At 32.9% G+C, this 19,099-nt stretch carries 18 protein-coding genes; 10 read left to right on the top strand and 8 right to left on the bottom strand.

Features of this window, described 5'->3' with window-relative positions:
* The first annotated feature begins 137 nt into the window (after positions 1-137).
* Together APR43_RS07975 and APR43_RS07980 are read left to right on the top strand one after the other, a co-directional pair.
* Entirely contained in the window at positions 138-941 is an 804-nt protein-coding gene (locus APR43_RS07975; protein ID WP_053470080.1) for a hypothetical protein, read from the top strand.
* Positions 941-1,555, top strand: a complete 615-nt coding sequence (locus APR43_RS07980; protein WP_053470079.1) for a deoxynucleoside kinase — start codon at positions 941-943, stop codon at positions 1,553-1,555. The genes APR43_RS07975 and APR43_RS07980 overlap by 1 nt, the downstream gene beginning before the upstream one ends.
* 598 nt (positions 1,556-2,153) lie before the next feature.
* On the opposite strand, the gene APR43_RS07985 is transcribed toward APR43_RS07980, so the two are convergent.
* From APR43_RS07985 to APR43_RS08010, 6 genes are all read right to left on the bottom strand, one after another.
* Positions 2,154-4,706, bottom strand: coding sequence for a sodium-translocating pyrophosphatase (locus tag APR43_RS07985; RefSeq protein ID WP_053470078.1), 2,553 nt, complete (start codon positions 4,704-4,706; stop codon positions 2,154-2,156).
* 113 nt (positions 4,707-4,819) lie between these two features.
* Positions 4,820-5,350 (bottom strand): inorganic diphosphatase, encoded by a 531-nt coding sequence (locus tag APR43_RS07990; protein ID WP_053470077.1) that lies wholly within the window; start codon positions 5,348-5,350, stop codon positions 4,820-4,822.
* 132 nt (positions 5,351-5,482) lie between these two features.
* A complete protein-coding gene (locus APR43_RS07995) occupies positions 5,483-6,082 on the bottom strand; it encodes a DNA-3-methyladenine glycosylase family protein (protein ID WP_053470076.1) in 600 nt (199 codons plus the stop codon).
* A 12-nt stretch (positions 6,083-6,094) separates the two neighbouring features.
* Positions 6,095-7,147, bottom strand: a complete 1,053-nt coding sequence (locus APR43_RS08000; RefSeq protein WP_053470075.1) for an acyltransferase — start codon at positions 7,145-7,147, stop codon at positions 6,095-6,097.
* A 51-nt stretch (positions 7,148-7,198) separates the two neighbouring features.
* Positions 7,199-9,700, bottom strand: a complete 2,502-nt coding sequence (locus APR43_RS08005; RefSeq protein ID WP_053470074.1) for a DUF5686 and carboxypeptidase-like regulatory domain-containing protein — start codon at positions 9,698-9,700, stop codon at positions 7,199-7,201.
* Positions 9,701-9,769: 69 nt separating this feature from the next.
* Positions 9,770-10,747: a pyruvate dehydrogenase complex E1 component subunit beta gene (locus tag APR43_RS08010; RefSeq protein WP_053470073.1), complete on the bottom strand. Its 978-nt coding sequence runs from the start codon at positions 10,745-10,747 to the stop codon at positions 9,770-9,772.
* Between the two features lie 503 nt (positions 10,748-11,250).
* Here APR43_RS08010 and APR43_RS08015 point away from each other — a divergent pair.
* The 4 genes from APR43_RS08015 to APR43_RS08030 all read left to right on the top strand — a co-directional run bounded on the left by APR43_RS08015 (position 11,251) and on the right by APR43_RS08030 (position 14,875).
* Positions 11,251-11,997 (top strand): electron transfer flavoprotein subunit beta/FixA family protein, encoded by a 747-nt coding sequence (locus APR43_RS08015; protein WP_053470072.1) that lies wholly within the window; start codon positions 11,251-11,253, stop codon positions 11,995-11,997.
* A gap of 146 nt (positions 11,998-12,143) precedes the next feature.
* Positions 12,144-13,112 carry an electron transfer flavoprotein subunit alpha/FixB family protein gene (locus tag APR43_RS08020; protein ID WP_053470071.1) on the top strand — a complete coding sequence of 323 codons (969 nt, stop codon included), beginning with the start codon at positions 12,144-12,146 and terminating at the stop codon, positions 13,110-13,112.
* Positions 13,113-13,274: 162 nt separating this feature from the next.
* On the top strand, positions 13,275-13,898 hold the full coding sequence (locus tag APR43_RS08025) for a bifunctional nuclease family protein (protein ID WP_053470070.1): 624 nt from the start codon (positions 13,275-13,277) through the stop codon (positions 13,896-13,898).
* A 125-nt stretch (positions 13,899-14,023) separates the two neighbouring features.
* Positions 14,024-14,875 (top strand): thymidylate synthase, encoded by an 852-nt coding sequence (locus tag APR43_RS08030; RefSeq protein WP_053470069.1) that lies wholly within the window; start codon positions 14,024-14,026, stop codon positions 14,873-14,875.
* Between the two features lie 37 nt (positions 14,876-14,912).
* Here APR43_RS08030 and APR43_RS08035 read toward each other — a convergent pair whose 3' ends face one another.
* Positions 14,913-15,209: an isoamylase early set domain-containing protein gene (locus APR43_RS08035; protein ID WP_053470068.1), complete on the bottom strand. Its 297-nt coding sequence runs from the start codon at positions 15,207-15,209 to the stop codon at positions 14,913-14,915.
* Between the two features lie 240 nt (positions 15,210-15,449).
* Here APR43_RS08035 and APR43_RS08040 point away from each other — a divergent pair, with 240 nt between their 5' ends.
* From APR43_RS08040 to APR43_RS08055, 4 genes are all read left to right on the top strand, one after another.
* On the top strand, positions 15,450-15,794 hold the full coding sequence (locus tag APR43_RS08040; RefSeq protein ID WP_053470067.1) for a 2TM domain-containing protein: 345 nt from the start codon (positions 15,450-15,452) through the stop codon (positions 15,792-15,794).
* A 12-nt stretch (positions 15,795-15,806) separates the two neighbouring features.
* Entirely contained in the window at positions 15,807-16,289 is a 483-nt protein-coding gene (locus APR43_RS08045) for a dihydrofolate reductase (RefSeq protein WP_053470066.1), read from the top strand.
* 578 nt (positions 16,290-16,867) lie between these two features.
* Complete coding sequence (gene ubiE / locus APR43_RS08050; RefSeq protein ID WP_053470065.1) at positions 16,868-17,599, top strand: bifunctional demethylmenaquinone methyltransferase/2-methoxy-6-polyprenyl-1,4-benzoquinol methylase UbiE; 732 nt, start codon at positions 16,868-16,870, stop codon at positions 17,597-17,599.
* Between the two features lies 1 nt (position 17,600).
* A complete protein-coding gene (locus APR43_RS08055) occupies positions 17,601-18,323 on the top strand; it encodes a porin family protein (RefSeq protein ID WP_053470064.1) in 723 nt (240 codons plus the stop codon).
* A gap of 9 nt (positions 18,324-18,332) precedes the next feature.
* Here the strand turns inward: APR43_RS08055 and APR43_RS08060 are convergent, their stop codons facing one another.
* On the bottom strand, positions 18,333-19,061 hold the full coding sequence (locus tag APR43_RS08060) for a TrmH family RNA methyltransferase (protein ID WP_053470063.1): 729 nt from the start codon (positions 19,059-19,061) through the stop codon (positions 18,333-18,335).
* Between the last annotated feature and the right edge of the window lie 38 nt (positions 19,062-19,099).

A 19,099-nucleotide genomic window follows, 5' to 3' on the forward strand; every position in this document is an offset into this window, starting at 1 on the left:
AATGGTATCGACAAAATCTAATCTTTGTAAGACTACTCTAATTTACAAAGGTTTAAACTCAAAAAACTGCCAAAACTCTAATTTTAAGATATTCTTTAACGCAGTTTTTGTACTTTGGCTTTTGAAATTATACTATTATGAGTAAAACAATACGCCAAATTTTATTACTGCTGTTTATTGCGTGTTCGTTTTCGACTTTTTTTGGGCAAAGCCAAAAAGTAAATGCTTCTCTAATTTCAAAATTCAAAATTGATGCTGATGAATTTATTGGCTACGATTCTTTTGGATATTCTTATCAAATAAAAAATAATGTTTTTAGCAAAATAAAAGGAAGCGAAATCTTTGAATACAAGAATGTTTCGTTAGGAAATATTACAAAAGTTGATATTCAGAATCCGCTTAAAATTGTTTTGTTTTACGAAGATTTCAACGTCGTTGTTTTATTGGATAATCAGCTGAATAAAATGACCGAAATTAATTTTTCGCAAAATACAAATTCAATTGTTGTCAGCGCAATTGGAATGTCGACGCAAAATCAGCTTTGGATTTTTAATACTTTGAATCAGCAGATTTGTCTTTTTGATTATTTAAAAAATGAATACAAAACAGTATCAATTCCGTTAACCGAAGGCATAAAATATTACCAAACCGACTTTAATACTTTTTATTGGATTGATAGAAAAAACAATTGGTTTTCATGTGATATATTTGGAAAAATTTCAAGTTTGGGCAATGTTTCTGATTTTGATAAAATGGAAATAATTTCTTCTCAAAAATTCATTTTCAGTAAAGCTAACTCACTGTATTTGAGAGAAAATACTAACACAATTTCTGAAATTGAAGTTTTAGAAAAAACGTTTGACAAATTCTATTACAAAGACCAAATTTTATCTATTTTTACAACTAAAGAAATTGTAAATTATAAAATCGTAACACCGTAATGCACATAGCAATAGCAGGAAATATAGGCGCAGGAAAAACTACATTAACTAAATTATTAGCCAAACATTTTAAATGGGAGCCTCATTATGAAGATGTGGTTGATAATCCGTACTTAGACGATTTTTACCACCAAATGGAACGCTGGTCGTTTAACTTACAAATCTATTTCCTGAATAGTCGTTTCCGTCAGGTTTTGCAAATTCGCGAAAGCGGTAAAAAAATCATTCAGGACAGAACGATTTATGAAGATGCGCATATTTTTGCTCCCAATTTATATGCAATGGGATTGATGACAAGCCGTGATTTTGAAAATTACACGTCTTTATTCGAATTAATGGAATCGTTGGTAAAAGCGCCGGATTTATTGATTTATTTAAGAAGTTCTATTCCGAATTTAGTGGGACAAATTCACAAACGCGGACGCGAATATGAAAACTCTATTTCTATCGATTATTTAAGTCGTTTGAACGAAAGATATGAAGCATGGATTCAGACTTACACTAAAGGAAAATTATTGATTATTGATGTTGATAATATCAATTTTGTTGATAATCCTGAGGATTTAGGAAACATCATTAATAGAATTGATGCTGAATTGAATGGGTTGTTTTAAAACACGAATTTCACAGATTTGCATGAAATAAAAAAATGCCTCTAAAATTATTTAGAGGCATTTTCGTTTTATGAAACTTTGTTAAAAATTTAAAGCCAGGATCATTATTTAATATTTGTTAGATTGAACCGTAATGTATAGTCCCTACGGGACATTATTCCAACTACTTTATTTTTTCTACCGATATTTAACTCCTAAAGGAGTATGATTTTTCGTTCTTTATTCTTTTACCAAATATTTAATTCTTATAAGGAATATGATTGTCTATTCTTTATCCATTTATCAAATATTTAATTCCTAATGATATATCTCGTAGAGATTATATATCGGTAGAATATTATCGCACCACCTAATATTTGTCCCGTAGGGACTATACCAAACGAGATGATTCTTTATCAAATATTTTATTCCTAAAAGTATATATCTCGTAGAGATTACATATCGGTAGAACATTATCGCACCACCTAACATTTGTCCCGTAGGGACTATACCAAAGGATTAAGTTTCTTATTCGATTCAAAATTCATTAAATAAAAAAAATGCCTCTAAAATTATTTAGAGGTATTTTCGTTTTATGAAACTTTGACAAAGCTATTTTTTATTTTGCAGTTGCTGCACTAATTTTTGCTTCAACTTCTTCTTCTGTTCCTTCGTAAACTTCTGTGGTTGTTTTACCGTTTTCAGTTTTGGTTACAGTTCCTGTAGTTTTACCATTGTCATTTCTTAGGTCAACGCGAACAGATTTTTTCTCATATTTACTTGTATCGAAACAATCTGTTTTTTGATATTTTCCGGTTTTATCAAAATGTGCTAAACATTTTGCTGTTTCTTCTTCAGTACAGCCTTTTTCTTTGCACATTTTAATACATTCTTCTTTTGTCATTCCTGATAAATCTCCGCATTTAGAAACTCCTCCGGCATGCATTTCAGTTTTTGCACAGCAAGAAGCTTTTCCTGCAATGTTTGATTCAGAATGTCCATCACCTAAAATTGGTGCAATTACTAATCCAATCAAACAAGTTAATTTAATTAAGATGTTCATTGATGGCCCAGAAGTATCTTTAAACGGATCTCCAACTGTATCTCCGGTTACGGCTGCTTTGTGAGCATCAGAACCTTTATAAGTCATTTCGCCGTTAATCATAACTCCAGCTTCAAAAGATTTTTTAGCATTGTCCCAAGCTCCTCCGGCGTTGTTTTGAAAAACTGCCCACAGCACTCCAGAAACTGTAACTCCGGCCATATATCCTCCCAACATTTCAGCAATTAACTGATTGTTGTCTGAGTAAACTAATTTTCCTAAAAGTACAATTGCAATTGGGAAACCTATCGTTAAAATTCCCGGAAGCATCATTTCGCGTAAAGCAGCTTTTGTAGAAATTTCAACACATTTTCCATATTCCGGTTTTCCGGTTCCTTCCATGATTCCCGGAATTTCCTTAAACTGGCGACGTACTTCATACACCATATCCATCGCTGCTTTTCCAACAGAATTCATCGCTAAAGCAGAGAAAACCACCGGAATCATTCCACCGACAAATAACATCGCTAAAACTGGCGCTTTGAAGATATTGATTCCATCAATTCCAGTAAACGTTACATAAGCTGCAAATAATGCTAATGAAGTTAAGGCTGCAGAAGCAATTGCAAATCCTTTTCCGGTTGCTGCAGTTGTGTTTCCAACAGAATCTAAAATATCGGTTCTTGTACGAACTTCTTTTGGTAATTCGCTCATTTCGGCGATTCCTCCGGCGTTATCAGAAATTGGTCCAAAAGCATCGATTGCTAATTGCATTGCTGTTGTTGCCATCATTGCAGAAGCCGCTAAAGCAACTCCGTAAAATCCAGCCAAAGCATATGAAATCCAGATTGCACCGGCAAATAATAATACCGTTGGGAAAGTCGAAATCATTCCCGTTGCTAAACCTGCAATTACGTTTGTTCCTGCTCCTGTAGATGATTTTTGAACAATTGCCAAAACTGGTTTTGTTCCTAATCCTGTATAATATTCTGTTACTGATGAAATAGCGCCGCCAACAACTAATCCGACTAATGTTGCATAGAAAACACGCAATGATGAAATGTCTTTTGATCCTTCTCCAAAGAAAGTCATCTGCATAGTTTCAGGAAGCATATATTGTACTAAAAAGAAACAAGCTACGGCCGTTAAAGCAATAGAAACCCAGTTTCCTATATTTAATGCTTTTTGAACTTGCGCTTCTTTCGCATTGTCATCTGAAATTTTTACTAATGTTGTTCCGATAATGGAGAATAAAATTCCGAAACCGGCAATTGCCATTGGAAGTAAAATTGGACCAATTCCGCCAAAAGCGTCATTGATACTTCCGCCCATATCTTTTATCACATAGTTTCCAAGAACCATTGCTGCTAAAACCGTTGCAACATAAGAACCAAATAAATCGGCACCCATACCGGCAACGTCACCAACATTGTCTCCAACGTTATCTGCAATTGTTGCAGGGTTTCTTGGATCATCTTCCGGAATTCCGGCTTCTACTTTACCTACTAAATCGGCACCAACGTCGGCCGCTTTTGTGTAGATTCCGCCACCCACTCTGGCAAACAATGCAATAGATTCTGCACCAAGAGAAAATCCGGCTAACGTTTCTAAAACAACTGTCATTGTTTCGGTGTCTTTCCAAACTCCGTCAGAAAATAAATTAAAGAAAATGATGAAAAAAGTAGTTAAACCCAAAACTGCAAGACCTGCAACGCCCAGTCCCATTACGGTTCCGCCACCAAAAGACACTTTTAGTGCCTGTGGTAAACTTGTACGTGCCGCCTGTGTTGTTCTAACGTTTGTTTTGGTTGCGATTTTCATACCTATATTACCTGCATAAGCTGAAAATAATGCGCCAAAAATAAATGCAATTACGATCAATAAATGTGTTTTTACACCCGGAATAAAAGTAATTCCTGCCAAAGCTAAACTTGCAATAATAACAAAGATGGTTAATAGTTTATATTCGGCTTTTAAGAAGGCTAAGGCCCCTTCGTAGATGTAATCTGAAATCTCTTTCATTTTACCGTCTCCGGCATCTTGTTTTAAAACCCAAGTCCTTTTTATTCCCATGAAAAGTAATCCTAAAACTGCCATGACAATTGGCAGGTAAATCATAAATGCATTCATAATATATTAATGGTTTTGGTTAATAGTCAACAATCTAACTGAAACGAATTTAAACAAAAAAGCAATACTCCTGACGGCAGTATTGCTTTTTTTATAATAAAATAGGGTATAAATTATTTAATACTAAATAATCCCTCTGGTTTGTTTTCAATATCGTTAAAACGCTTTGTACATTCAGCAATAATTGCAAATGCTTCGTTTACGTCTCCCCATCCTTCTACATCTACTTGTTTGTTTTCAAGATCTTTGTAAACCTGGAAGAAATGCTCGATTTCTTTTAATAAGTGTCCATTAATATCTGAAAGGTCATTTAATGAATTCCAGATTGGATCTGAAACTGGTACACAAATAATTTTTTCGTCTGGTCCTTTATCATCTGCCATGTGGAAAACACCAATTGGTTTTACTTCCATAACACATCCAGGGAAAGTTGGTTCGTTTACTAAAACCAATACATCAAGAGGGTCACCGTCAAGTGCTAAAGTTTCAGGAATAAATCCGTAATCTGCAGGGTACATCATTGAAGAGAATAACATTCTGTCGAAACGCATTCTTTTGATTTCAAAATCGTACTCATATTTATTTCTGCTTCCTCTTGGTATTTCGATTAATACATCGAAAGTTGTTAGTTTGTCTGCGGTCATTTTCGTTTTTTATTATATCTATAATTTCGACTGCAAAAGTAACTAAACAATCCTTTTTTACAATGAAAAAAGTATATTAATCTCTGTATTTATACATTAATTAATATACTTTTCTTTTTATATAACAGACAGTTAATATATAATTTTCCTATTTCGCTTACTTAGGTAATAATGCCATAGCAAATATGTGGCATAAGATCGGTACGGACTCCATTGTTCTGCATGGATTTCCATCTCTTGTTTGTCGTGAATATCAAGCAATTCTTTGATTGTATTTATGACTGCAATATCGCCCAGCGGAATCAAATCCGGCTCCTGAAGACAGAACATTAAATAGATATCAATTGTCCAGTTTCCGATTCCTTTTAATTTGATTAATTCCTCACGAACTTGTTTTGCCGATTTCGAAGCCAGACTTTCTACATCGAGTTCTTTGTTTAAAATGGCTTCCGACAAGATCTTGATGTATTTTGTTTTCTGACGGCTTACGCCAAGACTTCTATATTCTTCATCTGGCAAAATCGCCATTGTTTCAGGATTGCAGGTTGTATAAGATTTTATTTTTAAGAATGTGGCTTTCGCCGAATCTACAGAAACCTGTTGCTCAAGAATTAGTAACACCAAAGTTTCAAAACCCTGCGGACGCTTTGGTATTGGCGGAAGCCCGTATTTTTCGATTATTTCCCGAAATACTGGATTTTTATTGGTTAGAAAATCTATTGCTTCTTTCATGATGGAAACTTTTTATCCTGATATATATTTACCATAAGGTAATTTATTAATAGAATATATAATCACAGTAGAAATCAACAGACAAATTAAAGTTACTAAGGGAATTGCAAATACTGGATTTATAAAATCATAATCTATTTTAATTGTCCACATCAATCGTAAAATCAAAACATGAACCAAATAAATTCCGTAACTATATTTACTGATAAAATTAGTGATTTGTACTACTACAGAATTAGTGATCTCCAGATTCTTAAAAAAAAGAAAAAGACCAACTGAAACCATCAAAATATTTAAAGAACTATAATTATAAAAATACTCTTCAAAACTATTGCTGTCGCGGGATAAAAAATAAGTCCCAAATATTGTAATACTTACTCCAATTAACACCAAAAATACGGCGGTACCAATAATTGTTCTTTTAGGAAACGAGAAAGATTTAATAGACAAATAATATCCTAAAACCAAATACCCTATAAACCCAGAAAAATAGGTTAAATCAACATTAATTCTAAAGCTGCATAAAACTGGCTGATTAATAAACAGAGTAAATATCCATATAATTATAAAATATAAAATCTCTTTTTCTGTAGCATTTTGAATCCATTTACTCATGATCGGCACAAATAAATATATTCCAATAATCATATAAATATACCAAAGATGATAGGAGCTCCCATTTAGTATCAGATGGAATACCCATTCAATAATTTCCCAAAAAGACATTTCATGACCTCCAGAAATATTATCGTTTAGTGCAAACATTGCATACACAAAACTCCAAAATAAGAAAGGTAAAACTATTCGTGAAAATCTTTTTTTAAGGAATTCGCTTAATTCGTATGTTCTGCTTAACATTAATACTCCTGTTAACATCACAAATACAGGCACACAAAAGCGCACAAAACTATCATAAACATTCCCTGTCCACCAAACAAAATTTGAGACATAACCATATTGATATAAAATCTCAGCTGTTACATGTACTAGAATTACACTAATCGTTGCGGCAACTCTTAGATTAGTTGCCCAGCTCATTTTATTACCCACTTGGTTTTCACTCATAAAATATTATTTGTTAATTATAATTATGAAAGCGAAGAATCTAAACGATGTTTAGAAATAAAATCCGAAAGATCCTTTTATAGCAAATTTATGGGCGTCAGGCATATCTAGATAATTTCCTCTCCATGAAAAATCAAGACGGAAAACTTTGAAGATATTTCCTATTCCTGCATTGTATTCCCAGTATACATTTTCTGGTGCATTATAAGGAAGTCCGGAAGCATTTATTTCACGATTTGCTTTAGAAATTGTTCCATGAACTGCTCTTACTCCTATAAACTCTCTCCAGTTCAGTTTTCTCATAAATGGAACTCTGGCGAATAATCTTCCTCCAAAATCATGATTCCATTGTAATGTTGTATACTGATCCGTAACGAATTCGTAGAAATTAAGGTTACTGAATGTATTTTCAATGGTAAAATAAGTCTGGTTACCCGGAATTACGCTCATTAATCCTAACGGAATTGTTCCGAATGTTTTTCCTGTTTCTATAATAATGTTAGATCTTCCTAAAGGTCCAATAATAATTGGCTGTTTATAGAATACCTGTATTTTTTCGTAGGCAAAATCACTGTCAAAAACTCCTTTTAAACCGTAGCTAAAGTTAACAAAGAAATGACTAAACGGACTGTCTACTAAATCTCTTTCTACTCCGTAACCAATTGTTTTACGGTTTGGCATATATTCAAACTGAATATTGGCTTCAGATTGTTTTACATCACTTTTTACAACTCCTATAGGGTCTGCTGCAGTTGGTAATGTTGTATAATAATCTAAACTAAATGTTTTTGATGCCGATTCTAATGTTCGATAAGAAAACCCTGCCTGAACAACAAAATTCTTTTTAGGTTCCATTTCTACCGAAATGTTACTCAAATTAATGTTGGTCAATTTTCCGTTGCTTCCGGTTGTAAACAACGCAGAAGAAGCAAAACTTCGCCCTAAAATATCATTTGTCGTGGTTAAACTGGCTCCAATTTGTTCAATGTCGCGCCTGTTTCCTCCAGAAATAATCACACGTTTTTTCTTGTCGACCATCCATTTTCCTGAAACTCCGTATTTGAATTTACTGTCGTCAAATCCGTAAGCTGTATAAGCTTGTATACGCCAAGGATCGTTTGGCCCGAAATAAGTTCGTCCTCCTACTCTTAGCCTTAAACCTTCGACTTCATTATATCCAAATGTGGAGAAAATAGGTCCATAATCGAAGTTTTTAAATTCGACATAACCACTTCCCAAAATGGAGACGAGATTATACAATTGTTTAAATCGCTTGACCGTTTGCAAAGTATCGAGCATTTTATAAATACCCGCTTCGTCCTTATTTAATTTCTCAAAACGATTTTCTTCCCAAAATTCCGGCGGTCGGTCGTAGACCGCATTGTCAATGAAATTGACTTCTTCTTTATAGAATTTCTCCGGTTTTTGAATATTGAATTTATGGTTTCGAAACAAGGTCGTTCGTTTTCCATAAACTCCTTTTGATTTTTCTTTTTTATTCAAAGCAAAATCAGACATCATATAATCACGGGTCAATAGAAAAACAGAATCGTTTTCTACTTCAAATTCCTGTTCGATATAAATATCTTTTACCCAGTTAATATTGGCACTTTTAGTAACGCCCATATTAATTTTCTTGATCGCAAAAGTGGTATCGTTTACCCAAAAATCTCCTTTAAAAGTCAATTCGTTTTTACGCCTCGGATAAAAAACAATATTAAAACACCATTTTTTATCAATAAAAGCACTGTCTTTCAATACATAATTGTAAACATCAATTCCGGTTCTTGAAAGCGGACTTGTAAAACTTTTGTCAAAAAATTTAAGGTGATTATCGTAAATATTATAATCTGAATAAAGGTCTTTTACGAAAGCTAAAATCTGCTGATTTCCGTTGAAACCAGACATTTTATTTCCCGTAATATTTTCTTTTACCTTTTTTAATTTATTATCTCCGTAAACGTCATAAACAGATTCGTTGATAAAAATTGGCAGATACGTTTTTCCGGTAACATCTGAAGTATCAACATGATTAAATACAAACTCCATTCCTTTAAAAAGTTTGTTTTTCATGAAAGCACTATCAATCGTGTTCATGTCGAACTCGACTTTTTCGTACTTCTGCATTTGATATTGATTGAATTGGTAAAGTCCGTTTTTACGTTTTCTTTCCCATATTTTTCTCAAAATATCAAGCGCCGGATTGTTCTTTTTTGATGTTTTTCCGGTATAAATTACAACTTCGTTTAATGCCTGAGGTTCGCTCAAAACAATTTTAAAATCGTAATTGACTGCTTTTTCTAAAGGAACTTCTCTATCCGAAAATCCTGCAGAACTAACCAATAAAGCGGTATAAGTATTTGGAGATTCGAGATAAAAACGACCATCTTCGTTAGAAACGATTCCGGTGTTTGAACCTTTAAAAACAACATTTGCAAAAGGTATCGGCTGATTAGACTTGTCCAAAACAATTCCACTCACTTTCGTTTGTGCAGTAGCAATAGCCGCAAATGCGAATACAAAAAATAGGCTGAGTAAAATTATTCTTTTCATTGTCTGGGCAAAAAAAAACTTCATCAATTAACATGAATGATGAAGTTTTATGAGTATTCTAAATGTGTACTATTTGTATAACACTTTTTTAACTGCTTTTACTACATCACCTGCATTTGGCAACCAGTCTTTTAATAATACTGGAGAGTAAGGCGCAGGAGTATCTGCAGTTGTAATACGTTGAATTGGCGCATCAAGGAAATCAAAAGCTTGCTCCTGAACGATATAAGTGATTTCAGAAGAAATACTTGCAAATGGCCAGGCTTCTTCAAGAATTACTAAACGGTTTGTTTTTTTAACAGATTTAAGAATAGCATCTTTATCCATAGGACGAACTGTTCTTAAGTCGATAATCTCACAAGAAATTCCTTCTTTAGCTAATTCATCAGCAGCGATAAAAGCTTCTTTGATGATTTTTCCAAAAGAAACGATAGTTACATCTTTTCCTTCACGTTTAACATCAGCAACTCCTAATGGAATTGTGTATTCTCCGTCTGGCACTTCACCTTTGTCACCATACATTTGCTCAGATTCCATAAAAATTACAGGATCATTATCACGAATTGCAGATTTTAAAAGTCCTTTTGCATCATAAGGAGTTGAAGGCACAACAACTTTAAGACCCGGAGTGTTTGCAAACCAGTTTTCTAAAGCTTGTGAGTGAGTTGCTCCTAATTGACCTGCAGAAGCAGTTGGTCCGCGGAAAACGATTGGCACATTAAATTGTCCACCAGTCATTTGACGCATTTTAGCAGCATTATTTATAATTTGATCAATACCAACTAAACAGAAGTTGAAAGTCATATATTCTACAATCGGTCTGTTACCATTCATTGCAGAACCTACTGCAATTCCTGTAAAACCAAGCTCAGCGATTGGAGTATCGATTACTCTTTTTTCACCAAACTCAGCAAGCATTCCTTTTGAAGCTTTGTATGCTCCGTTATATTCTGCAACTTCTTCGCCCATTAAATATATGGATTCATCGTGACGCATTTCTTCGCTCATCGCTTCACAAATGGCCTCTCTAAATTGTATTGTTCTCATATTTTATATTGTATGTTGAATTTTCTGAAGAGCAAAAATAAATATTTTAAATAACTTAAAAGCATAAATTGAATTTAAAATCGCATGAAGTTCTTTCTCTCTTTAGCTTTTAACTTTTTAAAGATTATTGTGATATTTACGAAATCGATATAATAGACGTGTAGCTCACACTTAATCTGCCAAATCTATTTTTTTGACAAACTTTAATCTATTTGTTTAATTCCTGTTTCTCCGAAATTCTTTCATAAGAACGGGGAAATTCAAAATTTAGTATTTATCGCCCTAAACTTTAACCATTGTTTAATCTTCAAAAATTGCAAAATTCCTAACAATCAGGCAAAATGAATGCTTTTTCATTTTAAGATTCCGATGAAAACCACTTCAAAACACACAATCTTCGAAATCGTAATAGTTTTAAAAAATATTATGCATGCATAGTATAATTATTCCAAATTAAATTCTAAATTTGTAAAAGCATATTACAAATTCAAAATATATACTTTATGAAAATATTAGTTTGCATCAGCCATGTGCCTGATACTACTTCAAAAATTAACTTCTCCAATGGTGATTCAGAATTTGATACCAATGGTGTACAATATGTAATTAATCCTAATGATGAGTTTGGACTTACACGTGCTATCTGGTTCCAAGAGCAGCAAGGTGCAAATGTAACAGTTGTAAACGTTGGAGGCCCTGATACTGAACCAACATTGCGTAAAGCATTGGCAATTGGTGCAAATGAAGCAATTCGTATAAATGCAAATCCAACTGATGGATTTTTTGTTGCAAAACAATTAGCTGAAGTAATTAAAAATGGCGGATACGATCTTGTAATTGCAGGAAAAGAATCTCTTGATTATAATGGTGGAATGGTTCCTGGAATGATTGCCGGAATTTTAGGTTCTAACTTTTTAAATTCTTGTACATCTCTTACTGTTGATGGAAACAATGTAAAAGCGGTTCGTGAAATCGACGGTGGAAAAGAAACTGTAAGCACTACGCTTCCTTTAATTATTGGCGGTCAAAAAGGTCTCGTTGAAGAAAAAGATTTACGTATCCCAAACATGAGAGGAATCATGACTGCAAGAACTAAAGCTTTAACTATTCTTGAGCCAGTTGATGCTCCTGTAAATACAAAAGCGGTGAAATTTGAAAAACCAGCTCCAAAATCAGCAGTAAAATTAATTTCTGCAGATAATTTAGATGAGTTAGTTAATTTATTACACAACGAGGCTAAAGTGATTTAAGATTGTAGAGTTTAGATTTTAGATTGCGGATCGCAATACTAAATCTAAAATCAACATTTGATTCACTTCAAAATCTAAAATCAATAATCTTTTTAGATTTCAATTTTCTAAAATCTGAAATCTAAAATCTAAAATCTAAAATTATTATGTCAATATTAATATATGCAGAATCTGCAGAAGGAAAATTTAAAAAAGTAGCTTTCGAATTAGCTTCTTACGCAAAAAAAGTAGCTGAATCTTTAGGTACAACTGTTACAGCTTTAACTGTAAACATTAGCGACGTAAGCGAATTGTCTAAATACGGAGTTGATAAAGTTCTAAAAGTAAACAACGATAAATTAGCTGGTTTTACTGCTAAGGCTTACGCCGATGTAATTAAACAAGCTGCTGAAAAAGAAGGAACAAAAGTAGTTTTACTTTCTTCTACTACAGACAGTATTTACCTTTCATCATTAGTTGCAGTGGCTTTAAATGCTGGTTTTGCTTCAAATGTTGTTGGATTACCAATTAGCACTTCACCTTTTCAGGTAAAAAGAAATGCTTTTTCAAACAAAGCTTTCAATATCACAGAAATTTCTACAGATGTAAAAGTTCTTGGTTTAGCTAAAAACTCTTACGGAATTTTCGAAAGTGCAGGATCTGCTTCTGAAGAAGATTTTAATCCAACAATTGGAGACAATGACTTTGGAGTAAAAGTAGAATCTGTAGAAAAAGTAACTGGAAAAGTTTCTATCGCTGATGCTGATATCGTAGTTTCTGGCGGACGTGGATTGAAAGGTCCGGAAAACTGGGGATTAATTGAAGATCTTGCTGCTGTTTTAGGCGCTGCAACTGCGTGTTCTAAACCAGTTTCTGATTTAGGATGGAGACCTCACAGCGAGCACGTTGGACAAACAGGAAAACCAGTTGCAACTAACTTATATATTGCAGTAGGTATTTCTGGAGCTATTCAGCATATTGCGGGTATTAACTCTTCAAAAGTAAAAGTAGTAATCAATAATGACCCAGAAGCTCCTTTCTTTAAAGTTGCTGATTATGGTATTGTTGGCGACGCTTTTGAAATTGTTCCTAAATTAACAGAGAAATTAAAAGCTTTTAAAGCACAACATTCTTAATTAAAAATTCTCTTAAAAAATATAGCTGCCTAAAAACAAGATATTGTATCTTTGTTTATAGGCAGCTTTTTTGTTCCATATTTTTTGATTAAAATTGCACTTTTATTTTCTAATCAAAAAATCATAAAAATGAGGCGCTAAGTGCCTTTTTTACAAACATATATGAGTCTAGTTAAATTATCTATAAAAGGAATTTCATACAGTCAAACTCAAAATGGCGCTTATGCCTTAATTTTGAATGAAGTTGATGGTGAAAGAAAATTACCTATCGTTATTGGTGCTTTTGAAGCCCAATCGATCGCTATTGCCTTAGAAAAAGAAATAAAACCACCACGTCCGTTAACACACGATTTATTTAAAAATTTTGCTGAAAGATTTGACATTGTTGTTAAACAAGTTATCATTCACAAATTAGTTGACGGTGTTTTTTACTCGAGTTTAATCTGCGAAAGAGATAAAATCGAAGAAATTATCGATGCCAGAACTTCTGATGCAATCGCTTTGGCTTTGCGTTTCAACGCTCCAATTTTTACTTATAAAAACATTTTAGACAAAGCCGGAATTTATCTAAAATCAAACACTTCAGATTCTGATCAGGGTTCACAGGAAATTGACGATGTACTTTCTAATCCTGAAACTTTTGGCCACGAAGAAGAAACAAATCAATCCGGAGACGTTTACGCAAAACACAGTTTGCAAGAACTAAACGAACTTTTAGATCAGGCTGTTTCTCAGGAAGATTACGAAAAAGCAGCAAAAATCAGAGACGAAATCTCGAAACGTTAGGCATTAGGCTATAAGCTTTAAGCAATAAGCCTGGAATATTGAGCAAAAAGAGATTAAAGATCAAACTGTAAGCGGCAGGCAAAAGCTCAAAGCCTACAGCATAAAGCATAAAGCATAAAGCAACAATGAAACAATACTTAGATTTAGTAAAGCACGTTTTAGAAAACGGCAATCAAAAAGGAGATCGTACCGGAACCGGAACAAAAAGTGTTTTTGGTTACCAAATGCGTTTTAATTTAAGTGAAGGTTTCCCAATGGTTACAACCAAAAAATTACATTTAAAATCGATTATTTACGAATTGCTTTGGTTTTTAAAAGGCGATACAAACATAAAGTACCTTCAGGAAAACGGAGTAAAAATCTGGGATGAATGGGCAGATTCTAATGGTGATTTAGGCCCTGTTTACGGACATCAATGGAGAAACTGGAACAGTGAAGAAATCGATCAGATTTCTGAATTAATTACAGAACTAAAAACAAATCCAAACAGCCGTAGAATGCTGGTTTCTGCATGGAATCCTTCTGTTTTACCGGATACTAAAAAATCATTTGAAGAAAATGTAGCCAACAACAAAGCGGCTTTACCTCCTTGTCACGCCTTTTTTCAATTTTATGTAGCGGCTCCAGATTTAGAAAAAGGAGAAACGAAAGGAAAATTATCCTGCCAATTATATCAGCGTAGTGCCGATATCTTTTTGGGAGTTCCTTTTAATATTGCTTCTTACGCTTTATTTACTATGATGATTGCACAGGTTTGCGACTTAGAGCCAGGTGAATTTATTCACACTTTTGGTGACGCACACATTTATAACAATCATTTTGAGCAATTGGAATTGCAATTAACCCGTGAACCAAAACCATTACCAAAAATGATTTTAAATCCGGAGATTAAAAACATTTTTGATTTTGATTTTAATGATTTTACACTTTTAGATTATGATCCGCATCCTGCCATAAAAGGAAGTGTTGCTGTATAATTATAAAAAAATCCGCTGAAAATTCAAGCGGATTTTTTTATACCACTAAAACACCATTTTCACTTCCGGCGTAATCATTCCATTTGTAAAAATCTGCTTCAGGGTCATTCACATAAATACCGTCGATTACGTATTTAAATTCGTAAATCGCGTCTTTAACCAGATCATAAGTAGCTTTAAAAGTTCCGTTTTTCAACTTGCTTAATGTTCCTTCTTCTACATTCCAGTTATTAAAATCTCCAACTACTGCTGCCGAATCAGCATCTTTGGCATCTATTGAAAATGTAACTTTAACAACTGGCTTCGTTTTAATAAATTGTTTCTTCAAAGACATAACTATTTAGTTTTTAGATTTCTACAATAAAATTACATAAATTCACCTGAACATTCGATAGCACTGTAATCGATTTATGATTATGACAAAAACAGTATATTATTTTAATTAGATATGTAATTTTATGTACGATATTTTTCACATTTCTAATTCACGGCAGATTTCGCAGGAAATATTCTGGGGTCAAAATATGTAGTTTTTTGAAAATAAATTTTAACTTTATAATCTCATTTTTATCTTATGGAAAAAGAAGCGCACGAACAATATGAGTATGCCAGAAGGCGATTAAGACAAAAAAAAATCTTATATTTTCATTTTGTTCTTTTCCTGCTGGGAAGTTTATTTTTATTTATTGCTAATAAATTTTTTGGTTTTGGCGAAGGAACAACTCAAAACTGGTGTATTTGGGGTATCACGATCTGGCTCTTTATCTTTATTTTACATTTTATAAAAGTCTATATAACAGATCGTTTTATGAATAAAAAATGGGAAAGAGAGCAAATTGACCGACTTGTTGCTTTACAGCAAAAGAGAATCAGCCAATTAGAATCGAAAATAAACGAAGACACCGAGAATAAAATTTAGTTAAAACACAACATGATTATAATGATAGCGGCTGTTGCCGAAAATAATGCTCTGGGAAAAAACAATGATTTAGTCTGGCATTTACCTAATGATTTTAAAAGATTTAAATCACTGACAACTAATCACCATATTATTATGGGAAGAAAAACTTTTGAAAGTTTCCCTAAACCTTTACCAAACCGCACACATATTGTTATAACCCGCCAAACAGATTATAATCCCGAAGGATGCATTGTTGTAGACAGCATTGAAAAAGCCATAGCATTGTGCCCTGAAGAGGAAGATTCGTATATCATTGGCGGTGGAGAAATCTACAATTTGGCTTTACCTTTTACGGATATAATTGAAATTACTAAAGTACACCACACTTTTGATGCCGATACTTTTTTTCCTAAAATCAGTAAGAGTGAATGGCAGTTAGTAGAATCTGAAGAAAATTTTAAAGATGAAAAACATCTTTATGATTATACTTATGAAACTTACATTCGAAAATAAATAAAAAAACACCCTCTTTTGGAGGATGTTTTTTAAAAATGATTGACTTTTAGTCTTGACTTGCTCAAGAAATAGTTTTTGTAAAAAATCTCAAATGGAAAAAAGACATTTGAAATAAATGAATAACATTTAATGTTAATTGAGAACAAGTCTCAAAAGCGCCTTTAATAACAAATACCACTAAGATATTAAAGGCAAGAAAATTAAAATTTCCAAAAACAAATTTAATCCTAAGAACGTACTTCGCACTTTTTAAAATAGTATTCCCCCAAGAACAACACTTTAAAAACTACCACTTGAACAAATGACTGCCAGTGCAAAAAAAGCGGCCATCTGATTAAGTCAATGTGAAACTATCAATCATTAAAATTTCATCATTTTTACTTTGACAAAGTTGGGTATAAAATCAGCCGGACACAATACCCACTTTTGGTGATTTTTTAAAAATACCCACTTTTGGTGATGCTTGAGCAAGTCCTCAAAAATGATTTAATGCATCCTCTAAAACATTTAATTGACAATTTAAAAAACTCAATTACAGTTAAACTAGATTGTTTATATTTGCGTAAATTATAATAATGTCTGAGAAAATAACTCCATATAAAGACTCTTCTTTAGGTAAGAAAGAGCAGGTTGCCCAAATGTTTGATAACATCTCTGGGAACTATGATAATTTGAACCGCGTAATTTCATTTGGTATTGATACTAAATGGAGAAAAAAAGTATTGAAAATAGTTTCTGATTCTAAACCAAAAGTTATCCTTGATATCGCTACCGGAACCGGAGATCTGGCTATTTTAATGGCAAAAACTAATGCAGAAAAAATTATTGGTCTTGACATTTCGGCCGGAATGCTTGAAGTTGGAAAAAAGAAAGTCGAAGAAAAAAAGCTTTCTAATGTTATAGATTTAGTTTTAGGCGATTCTGAAAATATTCCTTTTGAGGATAATTATTTTGATGCGATTACAGTAGGTTTTGGTGTACGTAATTTTGAACATTTAGAAAAAGGTTTTGCCGAAATTTTACGCGTTTTAAAACCAAACGGCGTTTTTGTAATTCTGGAAACTTCTGTTCCGGATAAAACTCCATACAAACAAGGATATAAATTTTACAGCAAAAATATACTTCCACTTATTGGAAAATTGTTTTCAAAAGACAATTCAGCTTACGGTTATTTATCTGAATCTGCTGCGGCTTTTCCTTATGGCGAAGCATTAAACAATATTTTGAGAAAAACTGGGTTTATAGATGTTGTAGCAATGCCGCAAACTTTTGGTGTAGCAACCATTTATTCAGCATCTAAAAAATAGTATGAAAAAAATTGTAATCGTATTTTTATTAGTCTTAACGACAAAAGGATATTCTCAATTTGCTAAAAGTATGTTTAGTAAAGATCCTATTATTAACCTTGAAAACTGGCAGAAACAACGTGTCTATTTCGGTTATTATTTAGGCTTTAATAGTTTTGATTTTAAATTTGATTACAAAGATGTAGTTCAAAAAGATATTCAGGTAAAAAAAACAACTGGTTTTAATGTGGGTGTTGTTGCCGATTTAAGACTGCAGGAATATATTAACTTGCGTTTTGAACCAGGTTTATACTACACAAAAAGAGATTTATATTACCCTGGAGTTGGAAACTTAGAAAAAGATTATTTACGAGAAGTAAACAGTACTTACATTCACTTTCCGTTATTATTAAAGTTCTCCTCTTTAAGAACCGGAAACATTCGTCCTTATTTAGTAGGAGGAATGTCAACGACTTTAAACTTATCAAGTAACTCAAGTTCTGTAGATGATAACTTTGAAGGTAAATTCAGGGTTAAACAATGGACAGCTGCTTACGAACTAGGTTTTGGAATTGATTTCTTTACAGAATATTTCATCTTCTCTCCTTCTATTAGAGGTATGTTTGGTATTACTGACGAGTTAATTCGTGATAATGTAACTCCAGAACATCCGGTAAGTCCTTATACGGATAATATAGATTCGATGAAATCGAGAGCTATTTTAATAAATTTCACATTTCATTAAAACAAAATCTTAACTATTTCGTTTAAATTCACTTAAAATAATTGCTGTTGCTGTAGCTACATTTAAACTTTCGGTTTTTTGCAGCTCTCCAAATCTTGGAATTGTAAGTCGGCTGGTCACTATTTTTTCAATTTCTGCCGAAATACCATTGGCTTCATTACCCATAATAATGATTCCGTTTTGTGGTAAATCAGATTGATAAATATTGTTACCATCCATAAAAGTTCCAAAAACAGGAAGTTTTGTTTGACTTATAAAAGTTTTTAGATCAACATAATTTACGTTTACTCTGGCAATTGATCCCATTGTGGCCTGAACCACTTTTGGATTATAAATATCGACTGTTTCTTTTGAGCAGACAATTTGTTTGATTCCAAACCAGTCGCAAAGACGCATTATGGTCCCTAAATTTCCGGGATCACGAATATCGTCTAACGCCAGGATTAAACCAGAATTTATAATTTGATTTTCTACAGGCATTTTAAAAACTGCCAAACAAGAATTTGGAGTTGTTAAAGCACTTATTTTTTTCAGTTCTTGTTCATTAATAAGAGTTAGTTTTGTAGTTTGAACTTCTTCAAAATCATTTAACGTCGTGTATAAATGCTCTAATTCAAAATTGGATTGCAACAATTCCTGAATTACCTTTACTCCTTCGGCAAAAAACAATTGATTTGCAAAACGTTGTTTTTTTTGATGCAGGCCTGATATAAGCTTTATTTGGTTTTTACTAACCATAAAATAAATGTACTTTTGAATTAAATATTAAAAAACAC

The organism is Flavobacterium sp. NLM (genome assembly GCF_002210235.1).
Classification (GTDB): domain Bacteria; phylum Bacteroidota; class Bacteroidia; order Flavobacteriales; family Flavobacteriaceae; genus Flavobacterium; species Flavobacterium panici.

Excerpts from the sequence above, each read along its gene's own strand:
- APR43_RS07975 (WP_053470080.1), top strand. The coding sequence starts at position 138 with ATGAGTAAAACAATACGCCAAATTTTATTACTGCTGTTTATTGCGTGT.
- APR43_RS07980 (WP_053470079.1), top strand. The coding sequence starts at position 941 with ATGCACATAGCAATAGCAGGAAATATAGGCGCAGGAAAAACTACATTA.
- APR43_RS07985 (WP_053470078.1), bottom strand. The coding sequence starts at position 4,706 with ATGAATGCATTTATGATTTACCTGCCAATTGTCATGGCAGTTTTAGGA.
- APR43_RS07990 (WP_053470077.1), bottom strand. The coding sequence starts at position 5,350 with ATGACCGCAGACAAACTAACAACTTTCGATGTATTAATCGAAATACCA.
- APR43_RS07995 (WP_053470076.1), bottom strand. The coding sequence starts at position 6,082 with ATGAAAGAAGCAATAGATTTTCTAACCAATAAAAATCCAGTATTTCGG.
- APR43_RS08000 (WP_053470075.1), bottom strand. The coding sequence starts at position 7,147 with ATGAGTGAAAACCAAGTGGGTAATAAAATGAGCTGGGCAACTAATCTA.
- APR43_RS08005 (WP_053470074.1), bottom strand. The coding sequence starts at position 9,700 with ATGAAAAGAATAATTTTACTCAGCCTATTTTTTGTATTCGCATTTGCG.
- APR43_RS08010 (WP_053470073.1), bottom strand. The coding sequence starts at position 10,747 with ATGAGAACAATACAATTTAGAGAGGCCATTTGTGAAGCGATGAGCGAA.
- APR43_RS08015 (WP_053470072.1), top strand. The coding sequence starts at position 11,251 with ATGAAAATATTAGTTTGCATCAGCCATGTGCCTGATACTACTTCAAAA.
- APR43_RS08020 (WP_053470071.1), top strand. The coding sequence starts at position 12,144 with ATGTCAATATTAATATATGCAGAATCTGCAGAAGGAAAATTTAAAAAA.
- APR43_RS08025 (WP_053470070.1), top strand. The coding sequence starts at position 13,275 with ATGAGTCTAGTTAAATTATCTATAAAAGGAATTTCATACAGTCAAACT.
- APR43_RS08030 (WP_053470069.1), top strand. The coding sequence starts at position 14,024 with ATGAAACAATACTTAGATTTAGTAAAGCACGTTTTAGAAAACGGCAAT.
- APR43_RS08035 (WP_053470068.1), bottom strand. The coding sequence starts at position 15,209 with ATGTCTTTGAAGAAACAATTTATTAAAACGAAGCCAGTTGTTAAAGTT.
- APR43_RS08040 (WP_053470067.1), top strand. The coding sequence starts at position 15,450 with ATGGAAAAAGAAGCGCACGAACAATATGAGTATGCCAGAAGGCGATTA.
- APR43_RS08045 (WP_053470066.1), top strand. The coding sequence starts at position 15,807 with ATGATTATAATGATAGCGGCTGTTGCCGAAAATAATGCTCTGGGAAAA.
- ubiE (WP_053470065.1), top strand. The coding sequence starts at position 16,868 with ATGTCTGAGAAAATAACTCCATATAAAGACTCTTCTTTAGGTAAGAAA.
- APR43_RS08055 (WP_053470064.1), top strand. The coding sequence starts at position 17,601 with ATGAAAAAAATTGTAATCGTATTTTTATTAGTCTTAACGACAAAAGGA.
- APR43_RS08060 (WP_053470063.1), bottom strand. The coding sequence starts at position 19,061 with ATGGTTAGTAAAAACCAAATAAAGCTTATATCAGGCCTGCATCAAAAA.